Below are 20,628 nucleotides of genomic sequence, written 5' to 3'. Positions count from 1 at the left end.
TCCACACCGTACTCACCGACAACGGCATCCAGTTCACGACGCCCGGCGCCAGCGGCTCGGCCGTGCCGCTGATCAGGGAAGCCATTGCAAACGGCGAACTCTTCCGGGCACATGCCTTCGAATACGCCTGCGCCACGAACGACATCGAGCACCGCACGACCAAGGCCAAACATCCATGGACCAATGGCCAGGTCGAGAGGATGAACCGAACCATCAAGGATGCGACGGTCAAGCGCTTCTACTACGAGAGCCACGACCAGCTCCGTCGCCATCTCGCCGACTTCGTCACCGCCTACAATTTCGGCCGCAGGCTCAAGACCCTCAAAGGCCTCACACCCTATGAGTTCATCTGCAAGGCGTGGCTTTCCCAGCCGGAACGGTTTTCGCTCAACCCGCTCCAGCAAATGCCGGGACTAAACAGCTAGCTTCTGGTTGGGCAGCGGCTCCAAGCCGAAGTCCCATCAGGCAGACTTTAATGGCGACGCTGTGTCATGATCGCCTGAAGACCGCCGTGGCTGCTTGATGGGCAGCCGTTCCACCTCCAAATCGAGCGGGTGGTGGTTCCGAAGCTCAAAATCGGTGACATCGTGGGCAATTTCGGCTCGCTGAGGGCAGGGCTGTTCGCCGCGCCATCGTGGCGCCGGCGCATTCTGGTGCCGATACACTCGCCCGATCTGAACCGATCGAGCAGCTCTCTGCAAAGCTCAAGCAATGGCCCTGGAAGGCGAGCGTCATGCGCTCGCCGTTCCGATCCGGCGCGCCGGGGGGCGCTCCCTCGGTCATCGCGGGGATAGGGCCAGAGCTACCCAGCTTTCGTCTGGCCACGGCCGGGATTGAGTACCGGCGCCGTCGTCTCGTCAGCGAATAGTTTTCGTGAGATCTTCAGCTTGCTAGCAGCCGTTCATGCACCAGACGCGGATGCCAAAGGCGCAGCCGCCCTGCGCTCAAGGCCATAACGGCGAGCGACCTCGGAAATGATTGCGTCCGGCTCTAGCGTCTCCGTGATGATCCGCCCTTTGTCATCCACAGACCACTGGCGCCGGCCGCCAGGCGCCGTTGATTACCTCGAAACGTCGAGGCTGCCGCTCGGTCAAGGGTAGGGTCAAGTCCAGACACAAGCCGATCTCGATCCCCAATGCAGAACCGGCAACCTCACAGATCGCGACCACGCCCGAAAGGTGGTCCGGAACCACCGCTCTGATGTCCGCTGTCAAGGTTTTGAACCCAGGAGGTCGCCCGATCCGAGGAACGGCTGCTCATTCTGAGGACCGCGCATGGGTGGAGGCGGAACTGAAGGACGTCGGTGATCAAGCTTCTCTATTCGGCGGGTTGAGGGCAAGCACTTTCGAGCTTTCCGCTTTGCTGGCGTCTGACGTCTGTCGCGGGGTCTTGCTTCTCTCCGGGATCGGCTCTCTGGCCCTCCCTCCATGGGATTCACCAGAATGAGGTGGAACAATCTCTCATGCGTCCTGATCGCTGCGATGCGATCGGTACTCCTTGATCAGCGAACTCACCCTCATCCATCGTCCCGCGAAGGACGTCTCTCCACCGGCAAGTGGAACTTGTTGTCTCCTTCCTGACTTAACGGACCAAATCAGACCGCAACCGGCATAATTTCCTTCCTGGTCCAGCGGAACTGCGTGCCATCACTCCACATGCGATGCATGATCACCGCCAGTCGTCGTGCGAGCGCAACAACGGCCTTCTGCCGACCGCGCCGCTTGGCGACGTTCATCGCCCAGGCTTTCAACCATGACCATTTTCTCACGTTCGTCAGCAGGACTTGCGCGGCCTCGTAAAGCAGCGTTCGCATCATGCCATCACCGCACAGCGAGATCCGGCCAATGCGGCGGCTCTCGCCCGACTCATGGAGCACCGGGGTCAGACCCAAAACCGGCCCGACCGCTTTGGAGTTGCGGAAGCGGGCCGGAATGTCGATGGTCGCGGTGTAGGCCAGCGCCACGACCGGGCCGACACCGGGGATCGACATCAGCCGGCGGCAGACCTGATCATTCCGGACGATCACCAGAAGCTTGCGGTGAAGGGCGGCAGAATTCCGGCGCAGCTTGCTGCGCGCGTCGAGCAGCGGTTCGATGATCTCGGCCAGATCGGGCATGCCATCGACGAGTTCACGGATACTTGTTCGAATTTGACGGCACTGACCATGCCAACCTTGAGCCCGAAGTTGCGCAAGAGCCCGCGGATGTCGTTCTCAATGGCGATCGCTTTTTCCTGCAGCAGCTTGCGCGCCGTCAGCAGCGCCCGGCGCTTCTGGCTTATCATTGTCTTCACATGCACCGGGCGGAACAGATTGACCCGCATCATCTGAGCGATCCCGCGGGCATCTATGCGATCGGATTTGTTCGGCTGCGCTTTCAGGAATGCCTTGGTGTGCCGGGTCTCGATGCAGATCAACGGCAAGCTGGCTTTGGCAAGCCCCTCGAACAGCCACTGCGATAAGGGCCCGGCTTCAAGACCGATCCGGTCAAAATCCCAGGCAGGATCTTTCAGAACCGCAGTGAGGTCGTCGGGGTGGCTAACAACCTTCACCTCGCGGCAGATCTCGCCGGTTTCGTTGACTATGCAAACGGCGGTCTCTTTCACCGAGACGTCCAATCCTGCATAATGTTTCATGCTGCGCTTCTCCTTCTGATGCTTGTGGCTGCTCCACGCAGACCACGTTTACCATCAGCTCGAAGCGCAGCACCTCCGCAAAAGATAGGGCTCAAGCCGAATATCCCATCTCTGATGCGCGGGTTGGCTACCGCATTCCCGATTGTGCGTCCGGGGCTGTTCCTATCTTACTGCGGGCGTCGGCGGTTCGCCGGCCACAAAGCGTCTGACGGGCATTCCCCTGCCGTGGTCCCGCCTCCGCCCATGCGCGAAATGTGCACCGTCGCGGCGAGCGATCAGGTGGCGCGCGCCTCCCTTGCGACTGCCCACATGAAGCCGACCAGTTCACGAGCGATCGCGGTGCAGACGACAGTTGTCCGTTTGCCCCGTGCGCTCAGCATGCGGTAGCGGGCTGTCAGGCGGGACTGCGCCTTCCAGGCGATCTCACGCACCTTCGGTGGCGCCTGCTCCAATCGGTATAGCTTCGCCTTCCCGATCTTGGGCGGATGCCGATAGGTCCAGGCGCTCTTGACCAACATGTGGCGAACCCGACCGTTGCCTGCCTTTGTGATGCCGCCGCGCCGGACTGTCTCCCCAGTTGAGCGCTCGCCGGGAACCAGACCGAGATATCCATGAGCTGGCGTGGGCTTTCGAACCGGCTGGCGTCGCCGACTTCGGTGCGAACGTCACCGCGACAATCAGGTCTACCCCACGCAATGTCTGAAGCGCCCACACGATCGGTGCCAGCGACCAGGCCGGGACGAACTCTTCGATCACACGCTCCAGCCGCTCGACCCGCTCTTTCGAGACGCGCACCGCCTCGACCATTTCCTGGAGTGCGATCTGATGCGCGGGATGATCGAACCGCTGTTCCTGAAGCCAGCGTAGATAGCGCATCGTCCAGCTCTTTTTTCGCGGATAGCTACGGCCGTGCTTGAGCATGAATGCGCTCACCTGCTGGCGATGGACCCGCAGTGTCTCGACCGCGGCCGCCCGCGCGCGAACAAGATCCCGTATGGACTCGTGCCCTTCATCGGGAACCCACACCGCGGTCAGCTCGCCGGCGCGCAATAGCCGGGCAAGGGAAATGGCGTCTCGGCGGTTCGTCTTCACCCGATCGCCGGGCTTCCTCGGTATCAATGATGGTGCAACCACGGTGCACTCGTGCCCGAGCGACCGGATCAGGCGATAAAGGCCGTACCCGGTCGGCCCAGCCTCATAGCAGAAATGGACGTGATCAAAGCGGCTGGCAATCCGGCCTATGACCCGCCGCATGCTGGTGGCCGACGCGTCGACCTCACCGACGAACCCAACCTCTCCTTCCCGGCCTGCCTCCGCAATCGCGATAGCGTTCTTCAGCTTCGCAACATCGATTCCGACAAATGCTTCTCTATAATTCGCCACGGCTCGTCCTCCTGTGGTGAGGATCGGCTCGGCCCGCCCGAGCAACCCTCGGACGCGCAGTGTAGGGCGAGCCACCTCATCGGCAGAGGCGGACTTACGGTCTTACCCTTCTCCTTTGGGTCGTAAGCGCTGTCCCGGCGGCACCTTTCGCGGATGGATGTAAGGGACGATGTTCGAGGCCTTTGAGGGCTTCGACATATGACGATTTCAGAGTTTACGCTTAAGTCCAAGGACGAGGAGCCGGTCCGTCGGCTGGAGATCTTCACTGGTTCGGGTCGGCGGCGTGAGTGGCCGCCGGAGGAGAAGGCCCGGATAGTGGCGGAGAGCTACGAGGCGGACGAGACGGTTTGTGCTGTGGCACGCCGGTATGAACTTTCCCCGCAGCAATTGTTCACCTGGCGTCGGGCTGCTCGCCGGCCGATGGGGGAGGCAGCGGTATCGGAGTCCATGTTCGTGCCGGCGGTGGTGACGGCAGCGCCTCCGAAGCCCGCGGCGAAGCATCGGCCACAGCCAAGGAAGCGGGAGCCGGCTCGAGACGCTGGTGTGATCGAGCTTGAGATCGACGGCATCGCAATGCGGGTAGGTCGTGGGGCGGATTCGAAGACGGTTGCAGCGGTGATCCGTGCGCTGAGGGCAACGTCGTGATCGGGCCAACGGGAGCGGTCAAGGTCATGGTGGCGACGAAGCCCGTCGACTTCCGCAAGGGAGCGGAAGGTCTGGCAGCGCTCGTGCGCGAGGCGCTGGGCGCGGATCCGTTCTCGGGCGCGGTCTACGTGTTCCGGGCCAAGCGGGCCGACCGCATCAAGCTCGTCTACTTCGACGGCACGGGCGTATGCTTGTTCGCCAAGCGGCTGGAGGATGGCAAGTTCTGCTGGCCGGGCGTTACCGACGGCGTCGTGCGACTGACGGCGGCACAGTTGCAGGCACTCCTGGAAGGCCTCGACTGGCGGCGGGTGCACGAGACGCGCGAGACGCGTGTTCCTATTGCGGCGAGCTGACCATCACATCATTGCCAAATCACTGGAATCCATGCTTGAATCCGCTTCGTGACCGACGCGGCCGCTGCCCTACCCGACGATCCTCATGCGCTTCAGGCGATGCTTCTGGCCGCGCGTGCGGAGAATGAGAGGCTCCGCCAAATCATCAAGGAGTTGCAGCGCTATCGCTTCGGGCGAAGGGCGGAGAGCCTGCCTGAGGACCAGCTGCTTCTGGGGCTGGAGGAAGCCGAGCAGGTAGAGGCGGAGGGCTTCGCCAGCGCGGAAGCCGCGGACCCCTCAAAGCGTGATGCCAGGGCTCGTAAGCGTCACGCCAACCGCGGCTCGTTGCCCACCCATCTGTCGCGCGTCGAGCAGGTAATCGACGTCGCCGACAAGATCTGTCCGTGCTGCCAAGGCCAGTTGCATGTAATGGGCGAGGACGTCTCCGAGCGTCTCGACATCGTGCCCGCCCAGTTCCGGGTGATTGTCACCCGTCGACCGAAGTATGCGTGTCGGGCCTGCGAAGAGGTGGTCGTGCAGGCGCCAGCGCCGGCGCGTCTCGTCGAAGGCGGCATTCCTACAGAGGCCACGGTGGCTCATGTGCTGGTGTCGAAGTATGCCGACCACCTTCCCCTATATCGTCAGGCCCAGATCTACGCCCGCCAGGGCGTCAATCTCGACCGTTCGACACTCGCCGACTGGGTGGGCAAGGCAGCTTTCCTGCTTCGCCCTGTGCATGAGCGGCTGTTCGAGCGGCTGAAGGCATCAGACAAGCTCTTCGCGGACGAGACCACTGCGCCTGTGCTTGACCCGGGCCGGGGGCGGACCAAAACGGGGCAGTTGTTCGCCTACGCCCGTGACGACCGCCCGTGGGGCGGGATCGATCCGCCAGGCGTCGCCTATCTCTACGCACCGGACCGCAAGGCCGAGCAACCGATCCGCCATCTTCAGGGCTTTGTCGGAACCCTGCAGGTCGACGGATACGCGGGCTATAAAGCGCTGGCCGAACGCAACGCCGTGAGCCTAGCCTTTTGCTGGTCGCATGTGCGTCGCCGCTTCTATGAGCTCGCGCAGTCCGGCCCCGCGCCGATCGCGACGGAGGCGCTCGCCCGCATCGCCCAACTCTACCATGTTGAGAGCGAGATCCGCGGTCGCTCCCCCGACGAACGCCGCGCCGTTCGGCAGGAGAGAAGCCGTTCCGTCATCAATGCCCTTGAGCCGTGGCTTAGGCAGCAACTCACCCTTATCAGCCAGAAGACCAAGCTGGCGGAAGCTATCCGCTACGCGCTCTCGCGCTGGCAAGGTCTGACACGATTCCTCGACAACGGTACGATCGAGATCGACTCCAACGTCGTCGAGCGCGCCATCCGACCCATCGCCTTGAACCGCAAGAACGCACTCTTCGCCGGCTCCGACGGCGGCGCCGAGCACTGGGCAACCATCGCTTCGCTGATCGAGACATGCAAGCTCAACGGCGTCGAGCCTCACACCTACCTCGCTGACGTGATCGCCCGGATCGTCGCCGGCCATCCACAAAGCCAGATCGACGATCTGCTGCCTTGGGCCTACAGCCCTATGCCGCTCAAGGCCGTGGCCTGAGAACAGCGGTTACTTTGGGTCGGCTGGGTGCAAACGATTTAGGTGTGATATTAAGTGCTCGATGGCAGGCCGCAGAATCCGACTGCGCAGGTGAACGCTTCGGGACTCGATTTTGGCCAGTCAGCGGTTTCCTGTGGCTCGAGCCGATTGCCGCCGCAAGACGCCCACGAGGATCATCAGCATCAAGGAGAGTACGATCCAAGTGGTGGCTACAGCCAGGATGGTGGGACTGATCTGCTCGCGCAGCCCTGACCACATTTTGCGAGGAACCGTGTAGTACTCTGGACTAGGTGAAAGGAACAGCGTGATTACTGCCTCATCGAACGATGTGACAAACGCTAAAGCGGCTCCTGACAGAACTCCTGGAGCGATAAGAGGCAGCGTGACTCGGCGGAAAACCATTGTGGGATGGGCGCCGCAAATTAGGGCGGCCTTCACGAGCCCCTGATCGAAATTGGATAGAGTGGCAAGCACCGTTACCACAACGAAAGGAAGTCCAAGGGTTGCATGCGCAAGTACAAGTCCAACGTAGCTGTCCACAAGACCGACTTTTGCGAAGACGAAATACGTACCAGCCGCCAACACAACGATCGGAACGATCATCGGCGCAAGAAGAAGACTCAGGATGAAGCTGCGCATTGGCAAAGGCCTGTTTAGCCCTAGAGCGGCAAGAGTGCCGAGTGCGGTAGCCAGCAGAGTAGAAAGACCACCCACAAAGAAGCTATTGCGCACGGCGACCCTCCAGCCCGCATCCGACACGAACGCTTCATACCACCGGATAGAGTATGCCTCCGGCCGGAAATGCAACATGCCACTGGTGAAGGTGAAGTAGGGCTCCGAATTGAAGGAGAGGGGTACGATGATGAAAATAGGCGCGATGAGAAACATCAAAATTGCGCCGCAGATCACACGAAACAGCATCGACCACGCGTATTCGACATTAAAACTGTGCATGTCGAGCCCTCAGTTCATCAGGCGGTTTGCGCCGGAATATCGATTGTAGACGCCGTAAAGGATCAGCACGACTGCCAGGAGTATCACCCCGAGTGCCGCAGCCAACCCCCAGTTGAGCGATGACTGCATGTGAAATGCAATCAGGTTAGAGATCATTTGTCCGGATTGTCCGCCGACGAGTGCGGGGGTGATGTAGTACCCGACAGCAAGGATGAAGACTAGGAGAGCGCCAGATCCAAGTCCGGGCAGCGTATTTGGGAAATAAACCTTCCAGAACGCATAGAACCTGTGAGCACCAAGCGACTGCGCCGCGCGCATGTACACAGGCGAAATGGAGACCATCACGCTGTATAGCGGAAGGATAAAGAAGGGCAGGAGGATATGCGTCATAGCGATCAACGTGCCGGCGAGGTTGTAAATCATCCTCACGCGGTTTTCGTCTGAAATGATGCCGAGATAGACGAAGAGATCGTTCAGCACACCCTGCGACTGCAGCAGCACGATCCATCCTGTTGTTCTGACAAGCAGCGACGTCCAGAATGGTAGAAGAACGAGCATGATCGAGACGGAGGCAACGAGCTTCGATGACGTAGCGATCAAGTAGGCGACAGGATATCCGAGCAGAATACAAAACGACGTCACTGAAAATGCTATAAGAAAAGTCCTCACGAACAGTGTGGTGTAAATGCGATTTTCCTCCGGCGCGAGTTCCATGCTGCCGGAAGCGTCGCGGCGAAGATCGACAGCCGCGAGATAGTAGTTAGCATTTACGGAGTGGCGCAACTGATTGATAGCCTGCCAGGTCGATTGAGCTCCCCAATTTGGATCGGCTTTGACAAAAAACGCTGTAAAGTTGTCGACGGGTGGCGTTTGACCCAAGCGGCGCACAGTCCGCATGACCGTGCTGCGTAGACCGGGGTACTCAACATTGAGGCGGTTTGCGATTAAGCCAACCGTATTAGCTTTCCGGGCATCGCTGAGGTCTTCCGCAAGCGCTCGGAAGGTTTCCTCATCCGGAGCACCGCTTCCACTCCAATGTTCAAGCGCTTGGACGACTCGTGGAAGCCCATCCGGAACGATCGGGTCATATATACTCAGCCGGAAGATGTAACCGAGTGGGACGATGAAAGCGATGAACAAGAGCACCAATGCAGGCGCCAACAGTAGAAGGCCCTTCCGTGTATCGCTGTGACGGGACCGCGCTACTCGGCGGCCCAGGTCATCAGGCGTGGCGAAACCTATTGCCTCAGCCATTGGAGGCCTCTCCCTCGGCTGCAAGAGCCCGAGCATCCGTCGCATGCCAACCGAGTATGACGGGATGCCCTACCGAGACCTCAGGGATGCCGCCTCGGTTAGGTTGCTTTATTGTTAGGGTTTGGCCGCTTTCAAGCCGACAAGATATGCGCAGATGGTCTCCGAAGTACACAACCTCCTTAGGGATGCCCTTCACCTTGTTGGCGAAATCGTCGTCACTAAGCGCCAGGCAAATGCGTTCTGGTCGAAGCGAGACGACCACCCGACCACCTTGCTTTAACCGGCCGACAGCGACGCATTGAATCTGGGCATTTCCAACCATGATAGCGCATGCGCTTCCGCTCACGGAAGTTGCAATGCCAGCGAGATGGTTGTTCTCGCCGACAAAAGACGAAACGAATGACGTTTCCGGCGCCTCGTAGATAGCCCGGGCCGGCCCCACCTGCTCGATCATACCATTGTTGAAAACGGCCACTCGATCTGACAGTGCCAGGGCTTCGTCTTGATCGTGGGTAACATAGACCACTGTCAGGCCGAGCTCTTCGTGCAGGTGTTTAATTTCCATCTGCATGTGCTCTCGAAGCTGTTTGTCGAGCGCTCCGAGGGGTTCATCCATGAGGACGAGTGAGGGCTCAAAGACAAGTGCACGGGCGAGGGCAACCCGCTGCTGTTGGCCGCCAGAAAGTTGTGCAGGTCGTCGATGCGCCAAAGCTCCCATACGGATCCGCTCGAGAGCAGAACACACCCGCGAGGCGATCTCTGGCTTCGGGATTTTACGAGCAACAAGCGGGAATGCGACGTTCTCCTCGATAGTCATGTGTGGGAACAGGGCGTAGTTTTGAAAGACCATACCGATCTCACGTCGGTGAGGTGGAAGGTCGGTCAGATCGCGACCCGCTACGCTAATCTTACCACCCGTGGGCCGCTCGAAGCCGGCGAGCATCATCAAAGATGTGGTCTTGCCAGAACCGGATGGCCCTAGCATGGTCAAAAATTCGCCTTTAGCGATCGTCAACGAAAGGGATTTCACGACGAGAGAAGAACCGTCATAGCTTTTTTGTACTTCGTGGAAATTTACGAAGCTGTTGTCGGTATTCATGAGCATTCGTCCTGACCCCAACCAGCTACAGTAGCAGCAAATCGCCGTATCCGAAGGTCGGAGCTTAAGCTCCGACCTTCACTAAAGAGGTTAATCGAAGACGGATCACTTCGCCTGCCAAGTCGCCCAGCGCTGATTGATCTCGTCCTGATGATCTGCCCAGAACTCAAGATCATTGGCGAGGGACGTCTTGAAGTTAGATTCATATGTAGGAAGGTTGGGTCGGACAGCTTCCGGTACGAGAGGCTGCGAAGACTTTCTCACGGGGCCGTAGCTGATCCATTTCGTCATGTCCGCCAAGCGCTGACTTGTCGTCGAAAACTTCACGAAGTCCAAGGCAGCGTCCTTGTTCTTGCTCGCTTTTGAAATCGCCCACACATCGAGATTCCAGATCTGGCCATCCCAGACGATTTCGAACGGCTTATTTTCTTTTGAGATGGCGTCGTAGATGCGACCGTTGCCCGCCGTCGTCATTACAACTTCGCCGTCGGCAAGGAGCTGCGGCGCTTGCGCTTGCGCGCCAAAGAACACAACGTCCTTCTTTATTGTGTCAAGCTTTGCGAATGCCCGGTCAAGGCCTTCCTTCGTCGCAAGCGTTTCGTAGACCTTATTGTTGGGCACGCCATCTGCCATGAGTGCCCATTCGAGCATCACGTTCGGCTTATTATTCAAGCCTCGCTTCCCCGGAAACTTCTTCAGATCGAAGAAATCAGCGATCGTCTTCGGCCCCCCGTTCGGAAACTTCGTTTTGTCGTAAGCGATCACGTTGGACCAGGTGACGGTCCCGACGCCGCAATCCATCAAAGTGCCCGGCAGAAAATCGTCGATCGCGGAGGTCCCGTCCGCGGCCTGCGCGAGCTGGGTGGCATCGATCTTTTCGATCAGACCGTCATCACATGCCCGAAGCGCGTCCTGGAGTTCAAGATCGATGACATCCCATGCCCCATTGCCAGACTGCACCTGCGACCGAAGTTCAGCCAGACCGCCATTGTAATCGGCCGTCAGTACCTTCGTGCCCTTCTCGGCCATGTAAGGTTCGATGAAAGCCTTCGACTGAGCGGCAGTGTAGGCACCGCCGAAGGAAGCTACCACCAATCGATCCTCGGCGAAGGCCGGAATCGTGGATACGCTGGCCAGTGCAACGCCTGCCAAGAAAATCGAAATTCTATTCATAGTTGTTACTCCTCTGGATTGGCTGGCTCTTTTTCGCCAGCTCGGCTTATTGAAGGTGGACCGGTTGTTTTGTATGACTTGTTTTCTCTCCTCAAAGTGTACTCGTCGCCGAAGCATTACGGCATTTTGCTACGGACTGGGGCAATAACAGCACCGCACAAGCAGCGATCCCCGAAGATGTGGAATGAGGGCCAACGCCCTTACCCGAGCCGCGTTGGTGACGATATTGCTGGTGCCCTCTTCATTCCGGAACTGGCAAAGACCTCAACGTTTGTCGCGTCTAGATTCCGTAGGGATGTGCTACGCTGTACCTCACAACACTGCGAGTTCACGCGGGTATTCGGTCAGGCAGTCAAATCCAGTTTCCGTCACAACAATCGAGTCTCCAATGCGTCCACCGAAGGTGCCTTCGATGGTAACGCCCCCGTCGACCGCGAAAGTCATACCGACAGCCAACTCTCGCTTCTCTCCTCGCTTTAGTTCCGGCGCTTCGAGAAAGGATTGGCCGACGGACCGGCCGGTGCGATATCCCGGAGAGAAGCCCGCCTCCGTGTAGACCGCCTCCGCGGCGGCATTCACTTCCTCGCAGCTAATTCCAGGCCTGATAGCTGCGAGTGCCGACTGCTGTGCGGCTACAGCGGTCTGGTAAACACGGGCTTGCTCATCCGTCGCTCCACCCACGAAGAATTCGCGGTCGAAGCCAAGCTTGTAGTTGCGGAAGTTGGCGATGCCGCAGAAGCAGAGATAGACGGGATCTCCTAAGCGGATTTCGCGGACAGAAGAGCGGCGATGAACTAAGCAAACGTCAGTGCCGGATTGGAGAATCTGGAGATTGTAAATGGTAGGAGACACGAAACGGTCGGTATCGTCGTCGAGGAATGACGCAGCCTTTCGTGTTCCAGCAGCAATGACCGCTAGTGCGACTTCGTACTCTGGCACACCAACGGCGATGGTCTCGCGCGCTCCTTGCACCATCGCCACCGCGACCTGACCTGCCTTTCGCATAATCTCGATTTCGTCAGCGGACTTTATCATGCGTATCTCGGACACGATGGGTCCAACATCACCGAGTTCGGCGTCTCGAACTATGGGAAGTAAGTCGTTGGCAACGAGGGCAGGGATGGATCGTTTCTCGACCGCGATACGGCGGGCCTTGCCCTCGATCGCTGATTTGAGGACGCTTCGCCACTCATCATCGATGCCATCGCTCCAGGGCCGGATATCGCGGACCCAGCTCATCCGTGAACACATCTCTGTTTCCATAAGAGGCGTGATGATGATCGGGTCACCATCAACTGGGACGGCCATTAAGGTGGGGCGGCCGAAGTCGATACCTAGGTAGTTTAGATACTCCCCGAAGTACGCAATGGAGTCTGGGTTGGTCAGCAAGGCGATCTCGAAGCCGGCTGCCTCAAGCGCTGTCTTCAATTTTTCGGTGCGAAGCTCACCCGTTTTCATGTTTTCGATCCGAGCTGTATGCAGGTGCGATAAAAAAATCTATATGCCAGCTCTAAACCCCTGTCAACCGCCCGAAAACGGCGGGGCTTTCCCGGTTTGTCTTGCAGCAGCTGTCCAAGGTGTGTACATGTTGGCTTGTCGCATTGGAGGGAAAGATGCAGCGCACTGGAGAATTTGAAGATCAGATCGGCTGCGGCGGCATCCGCTTTGATGCGGGTCGCCACAATAAGGCAAAGATCGGTTTTGTGCTTTTGGCCATGGAGCAGACAATCGAAGAGGACATGTTCAAATTGGCACCAGAAGGCGTGGGAGTTCACTTCCAGCGAGCGCCTATGGCCAACAAAGTGGATGTCGAAACTCTGTTGGCAATGGCATCGGGTATCGGCGACGCGGCGGCTTTGATCGTTCCGAAGGTGAAGCTTGATGTAATATGTTATGGGTGTACGTCTGGGAGCGTAGTGATCGGTGAAGACAAGGTTTTTGCCGAGCTCACCCGAGGGGCGCCTGGCGCCAAGCCGACCTCGATTATTTCCGGAGTTATGCGTGCTCTGAAAAGTGTGAACGCGAAAAAGATTACTGTTGCGACGCCGTACGTCGATCCCGTTAATGAAATTGAACGTCGATATATGGAGGAAAGAGGATTCGAAATCCTGAACATTCGGGGCCTTAACGTCGAAAATGACGAGGACATGGTTCGGATAACTCCTGATTATCTATTCGAGTTTGCTAAGCAAGTGGATCGTCCTGGTTCCGACGCAATTTTCATCAGTTGCGGAGCGCTGCGGTCAGTGGACATCATTCAGGCACTGGAAGCAGAAACTGGGAAACCGGTCATCACCAGCAATCAGGCCATGATGTGGGACTGCCTGAGATTGGCGGGGGTCCGCGATCGGAGCGACTTATATGGCAGACTATTTAGAGAATGTTGATCTCTAGGTCTTAACCGAATGCCTCGCAATCGAATCCATTTGCTCAGTATCGCCGCCGCATTGAGATGACCTACCGCAATGAATGACAGTGTTGTGTCCCGACGCCGGCAGACACCTAATAGGTCCGGCCGAAAGGGCGGGCGGGCGAAGCTTAACGCGATCTACAATATTCTGCGCAACCGCATTTGTTTCTTTGAAATTCCTCCAGGCAGCATTCTTCGCGAAAGCGAACTTGCAAGGCAATTCCAAACAAGCCGAACGCCAATTCGGCAGATTTTACAGAGGTTGGAGATCGAGGGGCTCGTCGAGGTTCGCGACGGTGTGGGGAACTTGGTTACCCCTGTCGATTATTCTGCGCTCTCGGATGTTTACAGGTTGAGGCTTCGAGTGGCCGAACTGGTCGGAGATTTTACTCCCCGTCAACCTTCGGCAGATGCCGTGAAGCAGATATCCATCTTGCTTGCCTCGGCAAACCTCCTTCGAAGTGGGAAGGATCTACGCCAGTTCTGGAGAATTGAAAATGACAGACATATTTTCATCAATGAGATGATCAGCAACGCGCCCCTCAGGGCGTTGCATGACAACCTGTATTTTCAAACTGCTAGAGTGTGGTATGGGGTCGTCGATAAGATGTGGCCTGAGGCAGTTGATGGTCTCTGTCGAGAACTCGAGCTAATCAAAAACTGTGTGGAAGTTTCGGACATACGCGGCATGGGATATGTAAACCGCAATATGATAGCGGAAGGAATGTTTCGCCTGAAGCGCCACTTTGCTCGAAATAAATGATTCTGTGTCTAGCACCGCAAAGTAGCGCTTTGCCAGCTTAGATCCAAGACATCGACTTTATCAGTCAGCGGTCTTGAAATCAGTCCGCCGTCGTGAATGCTGCAACGGGATGCTCGACCCGACTGCGTACCACGCATCGGTTGCGGATGGTGGCGCAAAAGATCGCTAATACTCCCATCCGACGGCTTTTTGAGTTGTGGTTACAGGCTGGCGTTTTTGAGGACGAGAACGACAGACATTGATACCCCGCAACGGGTGGGGTCAGTCTGGTTCTTAGCAAGGCAGTCCTAATTGTCCTTGATCTCCGGCCGACGAATGGGGATCGGCGCGATGCATTGCGCTATGATCTTGCGTTACACTGGCGACTTCACAAAGAGGTTGAGAAGAAGGGCGAGGTAGAGGTTGCTGTTGGCTCTAGGTGCGGCTGGCCGGCTTTGGCCTAACGTTCCATGAGGACAAGACCCGGCTGTCGCCGTTGGGCGGTTCGCGTTCCTCTCGCGACAACTGAGAGGCGAGCCCGGCCCGAGACCTCAGCCTTTCTGGGCTGCGAATTGTCCGGCCGGATCCGGGATGACCGGTATATCACAAACAAAAGGGAGCGCCTGGCGCAAGCTGACGGCGCTGCGGCACGGTGCCTTGGCGGGCTGGTCAGAGTGAGACGCTGACACGCGCTTCCTTGCCCCGCCAGCTACGCGGATGGCGCGAACTACGACGCGGGTCGGGAAGAAGGCGAGTGCTGGGAGATCAAAGCGGCACGTCTGTGAGGGGGAAAGCCAATTGGCAATGGCACACGCGACAAGCACATGTAGCTCATCCAGCCCCATCGTCGTTAAGCTGTATGCACCATCAACGGCTGCAGGAGAGTTCAGCTCATGAATCTCGCAAAAATGCGCCGTCAACCGAGAAAATTGATCTCAATCTATTGCTAGCGTTCTCGAAGATGTGTACACCTAGCTTGCATTTTCGGAGGAGCGCTTTTGCGGCATAACTCAGTCCCATCAGGAAAGATCGAACGCGCTGACGTTCAGCTTGACACCGGCAGCCATCACAGAGCGAAGCTTGGCTTCGTCCTTCTAGCGATGGAGCAAACCATCGAGGAGAACATGTTTCGTATGGCGCCTAAGGGCGTGGGGGTACACTTCCAGAGAGCGCCTATGCCGAACCTTTGTAATGTTGAAACCCTAGGGGCAATGGCTGAAGGCATCGAAGGCGCCGCAGCATTGATCGTTCCGGAGGGAAACCTAGATGTCGTATGCTACGCTTGCACATCTGGTAGTGTGATTATCGGCGAAGAGAAGGTATTCGATCTGCTTCGCTGCGGAGCTCCGACGGCAATACCGACCTCTATAATCTCAGGAGTGATACGTGCTCTGAAAGCCGTGAACGCCCGAAAAATCGCGATCGCTACACCGTACGTTGCCGGGATTAATGAAATCGAGCACGTCTACTTGGAGCAACGTGGCTTCGAGGTGTTAAACATTCAAGGTCTTGGAATTGAAAACGACGCAGATATTGTGCGTGTAACTCGGCAATATCTGTTTGACTTCGCTTGTAGCGTTGACAGTCCGGATGCTGACGCGATCTTTATTAGCTGTGGCGCTCTACGTTCGCTGGACATCATCTCGGATCTAGAGGCCGTTTTAGGCAAGCCGGTAATCGTCAGCAATCAAGCTATGATGTGGGATTGCTTGCGACTGGCCGGTGTGAACGATAGGATGGATGGGTATGGTCGGCTCTTTGCGGATCATTGAAGAAACAAAGTGGCCGATCAGCTGAGCCGGATTTGGCGAAAGAAACGCGGGGTCTCCAGGCTGGCAACGAGGTGTTCCCTGAAAAGCAATCAGTTTGAGATTAGCCTGTTCCTCGGACGAGGAGACAGGCAACTAGCCGATCGAAATTTTCGGGCGGGATCATCCGCATTTTGAAGGGCACGCCGCCGGACGTGCCGCAGCCCGGCCCACCCCTCTGAAGTATCGGATGGTGCGGCGCTCGCACATCAGGAGATGACGATCCGGAAGCTGGAGCGGGCTCGGCATTGTCAGAGCTCTGAACGATGGGCCCGCCTACACGAACAGATGGACCCCGTCTTGGAAGAACTCGAGAGCATGGCGACGGAAGTCGAGATCGCCAGTAAGGTACGACTGCGGATCCTGCTGCCGACACTGGCGGCGGTGGTTTTCATGATCCTGATTCCAAGCCTTGTTGCGAGACGGCTCGCGCTGCGCACACCTTCAATTGCCGCGACAGGTCGCGGAAGCGTTCGGCGTAGCTCCGTCACAGCTCTATACCTGGCGCAAGCAGATGGCTGGCGGCGAACTCGATGCCGATCAGGCGATGGCGACCTTCGCGCGCATCGACGTGAGCGATCTGCCCGAGGTCGAACGCCCCGTCGCCGATTGCCCGGACCCGGCCGGCAGGAAGGTGCGCCGTATTAGTCGCCAGCCAGCCAGTCGTTGATTAGGCTTTTGACAAGTTCAACCGTTCAAAGAGGATATCAAAAGCCTCCACCCAAGGCAGAGCGGCTCGCCTTTCGGCGAGGTGCTCCAGCCCCACTTTTGTGTAGGTACCTTCCGTTGCGATCCCGTCAGAAACGACCTCAAGTGGGACATCCTGCCGCGCCAGCGCGTAGCCAGTTGCTCCCGCAACATTCCCTGCAACAATTAGCCGGGCTTGGGTCGGCGTGAGCCCGCGCTCCAAGAACCAACCTTCAAGCGTGGCGAGGAAACGGTACATCCACCCAGCGAGGCAGGCACCGAACATCGCAAGTTCGAATTGATCTTCGGTATCGAACGTCACGACCTTACCTGCACAATTTAACACCGCGTCGAGACCGTGAGACGCAGGAAATACCGGAATAATGCCATCGTTAATCGTATCAATGTAGCTCGACGGCATGATGCGCACCACCGATATGCCTTTGCCCGTTGCCGCCCGTAATTCTCCGACGGTGACGCCGGCGACGGCCGAAATTAATACCTGCTCTGGACGCAGAGCCAGATTGGGCAACGCATTGGCAAGCTGTTCGGGCCGCACCGCCAAAAGGATCCAGTCGGCCTCGGCGAGCATGCTCGCATCATCCGCGGCTACCATGCAGCCGTGGATGGTGGCAAGCCGCTCTGCCTTGACTCGGCTATAGGGCGAGAGAAGAATTCGACCGCCAAACCCACCCCTTCGCAGGGCGGCGATTAAGTAGGCGGAGAAGTCGCCGGTTCCAATAAACCCAATTGTCGGCATGTTCATATGGTGACTCCAATATCGAATGCCGCCCGAGCTTTCAAAATTCCGACCGGTTTGCGCTAGCTGCCTCCATGGCGCCGAGCCTGGATAACACCATGGCCAGATGTGACTTGTGAACCGTCGCAACCAGACGTACATCCCGAAGCTCCAGGCTTCTTCGTATCATGCGCAGCTCATCGATAAGGTCTTCCACCTGCTGCCGAAAATCCATTTTCTCAAGAAGCAGGAACCAAAATCTAGCTGACTGGAAGAAAAGGATATCGTTGAAGTCCCTCAGAGGGCCATTGCTACTCAAACCATGCAGAACTTTATGCAGGCGGATAATGATTTCGGCAAATTGCCTTTTATCCTTCACATCTAAAAGTTGTCGACAGGTTTGCTCCAAGTCTTGGATTTCGCGGAGTGTGTCGTCAGTCACGGGAAGGGGGGAGGACTCGGCCATAGCGTCCATCAATCGCATCCGAACGATGTATATATCTCGCATCGAGCTCAGATCGATCGATGTGACTTCGGTGCCGTTGCCGTGCTGGCTTATGATTAGCCCGTCGTACTCCAGGCGTTGCAAGACTGTGCGAAGGGGAGTCCGACTGACACCAAATTCCGATGCGAGTTCCCTCTCGTTGAGCCGGCTACCTGGCTGATAGTCGAGCAGGCATATTCGGCGCCGTAACTCGAGGTATATTTCCTGTTTGCTCATTTTTCCGGCGGGTTGCCTCTCTCCGTCCATAACCCCGTCTTTGTCTTCAGGAGCAGTCAAGGTGGTTTCGTTCGTAGATACCAGGGAGCTGTGGCGTGTCATCGCTAGCTTTCTCTAGGCTGCAGCAGGGTATGAACGGCATCGAGTCACGTTCCAACGCGCAAAGTCGAGTTCATTTGACGTAAGTACGCGATTACGCTCTGCGCGGTAATACGCCCTGTGGCCGGGTTCTCGTCGCTTGGGCGGTTCTGTATCGACATCGAAAAGTTAGAACTGTCGGATTCCACATCCACGTTGTGGGTATTGAACATTAGACCTGGATCTGCCCAAATTTCCATCTGCGTGCGGTCCGGTCCGAGACCCGCCAGACTTAGAGCTGCAGCGACATTCACGTTTGCGGGGAATTCCTTCGCCACGTCGCTAACGCTGCCTCTTAGAACACAAACCGCTTCAACAAGACTTTCCAAGTTCAATCCGTTGCGAACAACATAAGGTGCGGCTGCAAGGCTCCTTGGCGGTTTGTGGGTTCGAATCTTCACCTTGCGGATCTCGCCGACGGCCGCGGCTTTGATGGCGTCGAGCCCAAGCATGGCACCGGATGGGACCACAATTCGTCCTCCCATTCGGCGCGCCAACTCCACTAAATCTTCTCGACCGAGTAGCTGGCTCGCAGACATAGCTATGAGGATCTTGCCGGCGCTCAGGACAGGCAGCGCGATAGCGTCGAACATCTGTGGCGGGAGACCCTCCAAAACTGTATCACACTCTCTAGCCAAATCTTCAAACGAGAGGCAGGAAACACGATTGTTTAAAGTGGCATTGAACTCTGCGGCCCGATTTTGGCTCCGGGCCGAGATAGCCACCAGTTCGCACCCAACTATTTCCCCCCGATCCAATGCGTGTGCCACGGACGAGCCTATGGCGCCAATCCCAGCTATTCCAATTCTGATAGGAGTCCCGACCATCAATCTGCCGCTTTGACTGCGCTCAAAAATTGTTGCGTTCGTTTGCTTTTGGGATTGGAAAACAGTTCAGCAGGACTGCCTTGTTCTTCAATCTTTCCACCATAGAAAAAGCAGACGCGATCGGAAATATCACGAGCAAAACCCATTTGATGGGTCACCATAAGCATCGTCAGCCTGTGCTTGAACACCAAATCCTTAATCACATTCGTGACTTCGCCGATTACCTCGGGATCAAGGGCAGAGGTAACTTCGTCAAACAACATAACCTTGGGCCTCATCGCCAGGGCGCGCGCAATCGCTACGCGCTGTTGTTGGCCACCCGAAAGCCGGGAGGGATGTTGGTCCTTCTTGTCGATCATGCCAACCATCAGGAGAAGCTCTTCGGCACGTTCTCGAGCCTCGCGGCGCGAGAGACCCAAGGCTAAGACCGGCCCCTCCATACAGTTCTGTAGCGCCGTCATGTGGGGAAACAGGTTGAAATGCTGGAAGCACATTCCTATCGAGGAGCGTGCTTTTCGTAGGTACTTTGCATCTGCCCGCACCAGCACGCCGTTTTTTGGCATGTGGGTGAGGGGTTTGCCATCCACATAGATGACGCCGCCGTTGATGGTCTCAAGGGTCATCAGCATGCGCAGCACCGTCGTTTTGCCGGATCCCGATGGGCCAATGATGCTCACCATCTCACTTGGTGCGATGTCCAAGTTCAGGTTGTCCAGAACGATAAGGTCGCCATAGCTTTTACGGACCTTCATGAACCGTACCATCGGTATGTCTGGACCGACGAGCTCGAGGGGATATGACGAGAGATCTTCCATCATTGCATTCCTAACTTACGGCGAACGGTCGCTTCAAACCAACGAATGGCGCGCGCGGCGGTCAGTGAGATAACTAAGAAAATAACACCCACCATAGTGTAAGGCTCAAGGTAGCGATAGTTTTGCCCGCCTACAGCGTTTGCTGCTTGCATCAATTCGGCAACACCAATTACAGACAGAATCGGGGTATCCTTAAAGATGCTGATTAGGTAGTTTCCCATCCCAGCAATTGATGGTGGGAGAGCTTGCGGCAAAACAATACGCCGATAGGTCTGCATCGTCGTTAGATTGATGGCGATGCATGCTTCCCATTGCCCCTTCGGGACGGACTCAATGCCACCCCGATAAACTTCAGAGATATAGGCGGCATAGTGCAGGCCGATCGCGATCATGCCTGCCACCCAAGGGCTCAGGTAGAGCCCGTATTCCGGCCCAACATAATACACAAAGAAGATTTGCAGTACGAGGGGAGTTGAGCGGATGAACTCGACAATTTCCCGGGTAATATACGTCAGAATACGCAACGGTGTTCGCTGAGCAAGTGCGAACAAGAGACCAATGACAGCGGCAATGGCGTATCCCATGCCAGCAGCCAAAAGGGTATTGCCCGTAGCCCAAAGCATCTTGGGCAGGATTTCGGCTGTGAATGCGAAGTCCCACTGCATCGC

Annotated in this window: 18 protein-coding genes and 4 pseudogenes; 9 read left to right on the top strand and 13 right to left on the bottom strand. The window is 57.2% G+C overall.

The annotated features are described in order from the left end of the window. On the top strand, positions 1-425 hold a 425-nt coding region (locus NKH36_RS30595), incomplete at its 5' end, for an integrase core domain-containing protein (protein ID WP_352965724.1). Between the two features lie 476 nt (positions 426-901). Here the strand turns inward: NKH36_RS30595 and NKH36_RS30590 are convergent. The 3 pseudogenes from NKH36_RS30590 to NKH36_RS30580 form a co-directional block, all read right to left on the bottom strand. After that, positions 902-1,033 (bottom strand): annotated as a pseudogene (locus NKH36_RS30590) (hypothetical protein); the annotation flags it as partial. A gap of 561 nt (positions 1,034-1,594) precedes the next feature. Beyond that, a pseudogene (locus tag NKH36_RS30585) lies at positions 1,595-2,634 on the bottom strand (IS110 family RNA-guided transposase). Between the two features lie 275 nt (positions 2,635-2,909). After that, a pseudogene (locus NKH36_RS30580) lies at positions 2,910-4,017 on the bottom strand (IS110 family RNA-guided transposase). Positions 4,018-4,215: 198 nt separating this feature from the next. Between NKH36_RS30580 and tnpA the strand changes: the two are divergent. The 3 genes from tnpA to tnpC are packed head-to-tail and all read left to right on the top strand — an operon-like array spanning position 4,216 to position 6,593. Further along, positions 4,216-4,662, top strand: coding sequence for an IS66-like element accessory protein TnpA (gene tnpA / locus NKH36_RS30575; RefSeq protein ID WP_352963708.1), 447 nt, complete (start codon positions 4,216-4,218; stop codon positions 4,660-4,662). After that, positions 4,659-5,015: an IS66 family insertion sequence element accessory protein TnpB gene (gene tnpB, locus NKH36_RS30570; protein ID WP_352963705.1), complete on the top strand. Its 357-nt coding sequence runs from the start codon at positions 4,659-4,661 to the stop codon at positions 5,013-5,015. The genes tnpA and tnpB overlap by 4 nt, the downstream gene beginning before the upstream one ends. Positions 5,016-5,063: 48 nt before the next feature. Next, positions 5,064-6,593, top strand: coding sequence for an IS66 family transposase (tnpC, locus tag NKH36_RS30565; protein WP_502912147.1), 1,530 nt, complete (start codon positions 5,064-5,066; stop codon positions 6,591-6,593). 120 nt (positions 6,594-6,713) lie between these two features. Here tnpC and NKH36_RS30560 read toward each other — a convergent pair whose 3' ends face one another. From NKH36_RS30560 to NKH36_RS30540, 5 genes are all read right to left on the bottom strand, one after another. After that, the gene (locus NKH36_RS30560; protein ID WP_352963702.1) at positions 6,714-7,547 is read right to left on the bottom strand and encodes an ABC transporter permease; all 834 of its coding nucleotides are present in this window, start codon (positions 7,545-7,547) and stop codon (positions 6,714-6,716) included. A 9-nt stretch (positions 7,548-7,556) separates the two neighbouring features. Continuing rightward, positions 7,557-8,801 (bottom strand): ABC transporter permease, encoded by a 1,245-nt coding sequence (locus NKH36_RS30555; RefSeq protein ID WP_352963699.1) that lies wholly within the window; start codon positions 8,799-8,801, stop codon positions 7,557-7,559. Further along, positions 8,794-9,900, bottom strand: a complete 1,107-nt coding sequence (locus NKH36_RS30550; RefSeq protein ID WP_352963697.1) for an ABC transporter ATP-binding protein — start codon at positions 9,898-9,900, stop codon at positions 8,794-8,796. Before NKH36_RS30550 ends, NKH36_RS30555 begins: the two co-directional genes overlap by 8 nt. A gap of 105 nt (positions 9,901-10,005) precedes the next feature. Further along, positions 10,006-11,073, bottom strand: a complete 1,068-nt coding sequence (locus NKH36_RS30545; RefSeq protein ID WP_352963694.1) for an ABC transporter substrate-binding protein — start codon at positions 11,071-11,073, stop codon at positions 10,006-10,008. Positions 11,074-11,385: 312 nt separating this feature from the next. Then, on the bottom strand, positions 11,386-12,531 hold the full coding sequence (locus tag NKH36_RS30540; RefSeq protein WP_352963692.1) for a M24 family metallopeptidase: 1,146 nt from the start codon (positions 12,529-12,531) through the stop codon (positions 11,386-11,388). 155 nt (positions 12,532-12,686) lie between these two features. Between NKH36_RS30540 and NKH36_RS30535 the strand changes: the two genes are divergently transcribed. The 5 genes and pseudogenes from NKH36_RS30535 to NKH36_RS34945 all read left to right on the top strand — a co-directional run bounded on the left by NKH36_RS30535 (position 12,687) and on the right by NKH36_RS34945 (position 16,703). Further along, the gene (locus NKH36_RS30535; RefSeq protein WP_352963689.1) at positions 12,687-13,460 is read left to right on the top strand and encodes a maleate cis-trans isomerase family protein; all 774 of its coding nucleotides are present in this window, start codon (positions 12,687-12,689) and stop codon (positions 13,458-13,460) included. Positions 13,461-13,538: 78 nt separating this feature from the next. After that, a complete protein-coding gene (locus tag NKH36_RS30530) occupies positions 13,539-14,246 on the top strand; it encodes a GntR family transcriptional regulator (RefSeq protein WP_352963686.1) in 708 nt (235 codons plus the stop codon). Between the two features lie 1,190 nt (positions 14,247-15,436). Then, positions 15,437-15,997, top strand: coding sequence for a maleate cis-trans isomerase family protein (locus NKH36_RS30525; RefSeq protein ID WP_352963684.1), 561 nt, complete (start codon positions 15,437-15,439; stop codon positions 15,995-15,997). Positions 15,998-16,222: 225 nt separating this feature from the next. Further along, positions 16,223-16,381 (top strand): annotated as a pseudogene (locus tag NKH36_RS34950) (IS66 family transposase); the annotation flags it as partial. Between the two features lie 166 nt (positions 16,382-16,547). Further along, positions 16,548-16,703 (top strand): hypothetical protein, encoded by a 156-nt coding sequence (locus NKH36_RS34945; protein WP_502912146.1) that lies wholly within the window; start codon positions 16,548-16,550, stop codon positions 16,701-16,703. Here the strand turns inward: NKH36_RS34945 and NKH36_RS30515 are convergent, their stop codons facing one another. Genes NKH36_RS30515 through ehuD form a run of 5 tightly spaced genes read right to left on the bottom strand, consistent with a single transcriptional unit; the run spans position 16,704 to position 20,625 of the window. After that, entirely contained in the window at positions 16,704-17,486 is a 783-nt protein-coding gene (locus tag NKH36_RS30515) for an NAD(P)-binding domain-containing protein (protein ID WP_352963679.1), read from the bottom strand. It abuts the gene before it with no gap. A gap of 34 nt (positions 17,487-17,520) precedes the next feature. Continuing rightward, positions 17,521-18,282 (bottom strand): GntR family transcriptional regulator, encoded by a 762-nt coding sequence (locus NKH36_RS30510; RefSeq protein WP_352965718.1) that lies wholly within the window; start codon positions 18,280-18,282, stop codon positions 17,521-17,523. 44 nt (positions 18,283-18,326) lie between these two features. Continuing rightward, positions 18,327-19,145, bottom strand: a complete 819-nt coding sequence (locus NKH36_RS30505; RefSeq protein WP_352963673.1) for an aspartate dehydrogenase — start codon at positions 19,143-19,145, stop codon at positions 18,327-18,329. Continuing rightward, positions 19,145-19,960, bottom strand: coding sequence for an ectoine/hydroxyectoine ABC transporter ATP-binding protein EhuA (gene ehuA / locus NKH36_RS30500; RefSeq protein ID WP_352963716.1), 816 nt, complete (start codon positions 19,958-19,960; stop codon positions 19,145-19,147). The genes NKH36_RS30505 and ehuA overlap by 1 nt, the downstream gene beginning before the upstream one ends. Then, positions 19,960-20,625 carry an ectoine/hydroxyectoine ABC transporter permease subunit EhuD gene (gene ehuD, locus NKH36_RS30495; RefSeq protein WP_352963671.1) on the bottom strand — a complete coding sequence of 222 codons (666 nt, stop codon included), beginning with the start codon at positions 20,623-20,625 and terminating at the stop codon, positions 19,960-19,962. Before ehuD ends, ehuA begins: the two co-directional genes overlap by 1 nt. Between the last annotated feature and the right edge of the window lie 3 nt (positions 20,626-20,628).

It is taken from the genome of Mesorhizobium sp. M1312 (assembly GCF_040318115.1).
In the GTDB taxonomy this organism is placed as follows: domain Bacteria; phylum Pseudomonadota; class Alphaproteobacteria; order Rhizobiales; family Rhizobiaceae; genus Mesorhizobium.
The sequence above is the reverse complement of the archived record's forward strand: the minus strand, read 5'-3'. Positions and strand labels throughout refer to the sequence as shown.

Excerpts from the sequence above, each read along its gene's own strand:
- NKH36_RS34945 (WP_502912146.1), top strand. The coding sequence starts at position 16,548 with ATGGCTGGCGGCGAACTCGATGCCGATCAGGCGATGGCGACCTTCGCG.
- NKH36_RS30560 (WP_352963702.1), bottom strand. The coding sequence starts at position 7,547 with ATGCACAGTTTTAATGTCGAATACGCGTGGTCGATGCTGTTTCGTGTG.
- NKH36_RS30540 (WP_352963692.1), bottom strand. The coding sequence starts at position 12,531 with ATGAAAACGGGTGAGCTTCGCACCGAAAAATTGAAGACAGCGCTTGAG.
- NKH36_RS30555 (WP_352963699.1), bottom strand. The coding sequence starts at position 8,801 with ATGGCTGAGGCAATAGGTTTCGCCACGCCTGATGACCTGGGCCGCCGA.
- NKH36_RS30525 (WP_352963684.1), top strand. The coding sequence starts at position 15,437 with ATGGCTGAAGGCATCGAAGGCGCCGCAGCATTGATCGTTCCGGAGGGA.
- tnpA (WP_352963708.1), top strand. The coding sequence starts at position 4,216 with ATGACGATTTCAGAGTTTACGCTTAAGTCCAAGGACGAGGAGCCGGTC.
- NKH36_RS30550 (WP_352963697.1), bottom strand. The coding sequence starts at position 9,900 with ATGAATACCGACAACAGCTTCGTAAATTTCCACGAAGTACAAAAAAGC.
- ehuD (WP_352963671.1), bottom strand. The coding sequence starts at position 20,625 with ATGCAGTGGGACTTCGCATTCACAGCCGAAATCCTGCCCAAGATGCTT.
- ehuA (WP_352963716.1), bottom strand. The coding sequence starts at position 19,960 with ATGGAAGATCTCTCGTCATATCCCCTCGAGCTCGTCGGTCCAGACATA.
- NKH36_RS30535 (WP_352963689.1), top strand. The coding sequence starts at position 12,687 with ATGCAGCGCACTGGAGAATTTGAAGATCAGATCGGCTGCGGCGGCATC.
- NKH36_RS30530 (WP_352963686.1), top strand. The coding sequence starts at position 13,539 with ATGAATGACAGTGTTGTGTCCCGACGCCGGCAGACACCTAATAGGTCC.
- NKH36_RS30545 (WP_352963694.1), bottom strand. The coding sequence starts at position 11,073 with ATGAATAGAATTTCGATTTTCTTGGCAGGCGTTGCACTGGCCAGCGTA.
- NKH36_RS30505 (WP_352963673.1), bottom strand. The coding sequence starts at position 19,145 with ATGGTCGGGACTCCTATCAGAATTGGAATAGCTGGGATTGGCGCCATA.
- NKH36_RS30515 (WP_352963679.1), bottom strand. The coding sequence starts at position 17,486 with ATGAACATGCCGACAATTGGGTTTATTGGAACCGGCGACTTCTCCGCC.
- NKH36_RS30510 (WP_352965718.1), bottom strand. The coding sequence starts at position 18,282 with ATGACACGCCACAGCTCCCTGGTATCTACGAACGAAACCACCTTGACT.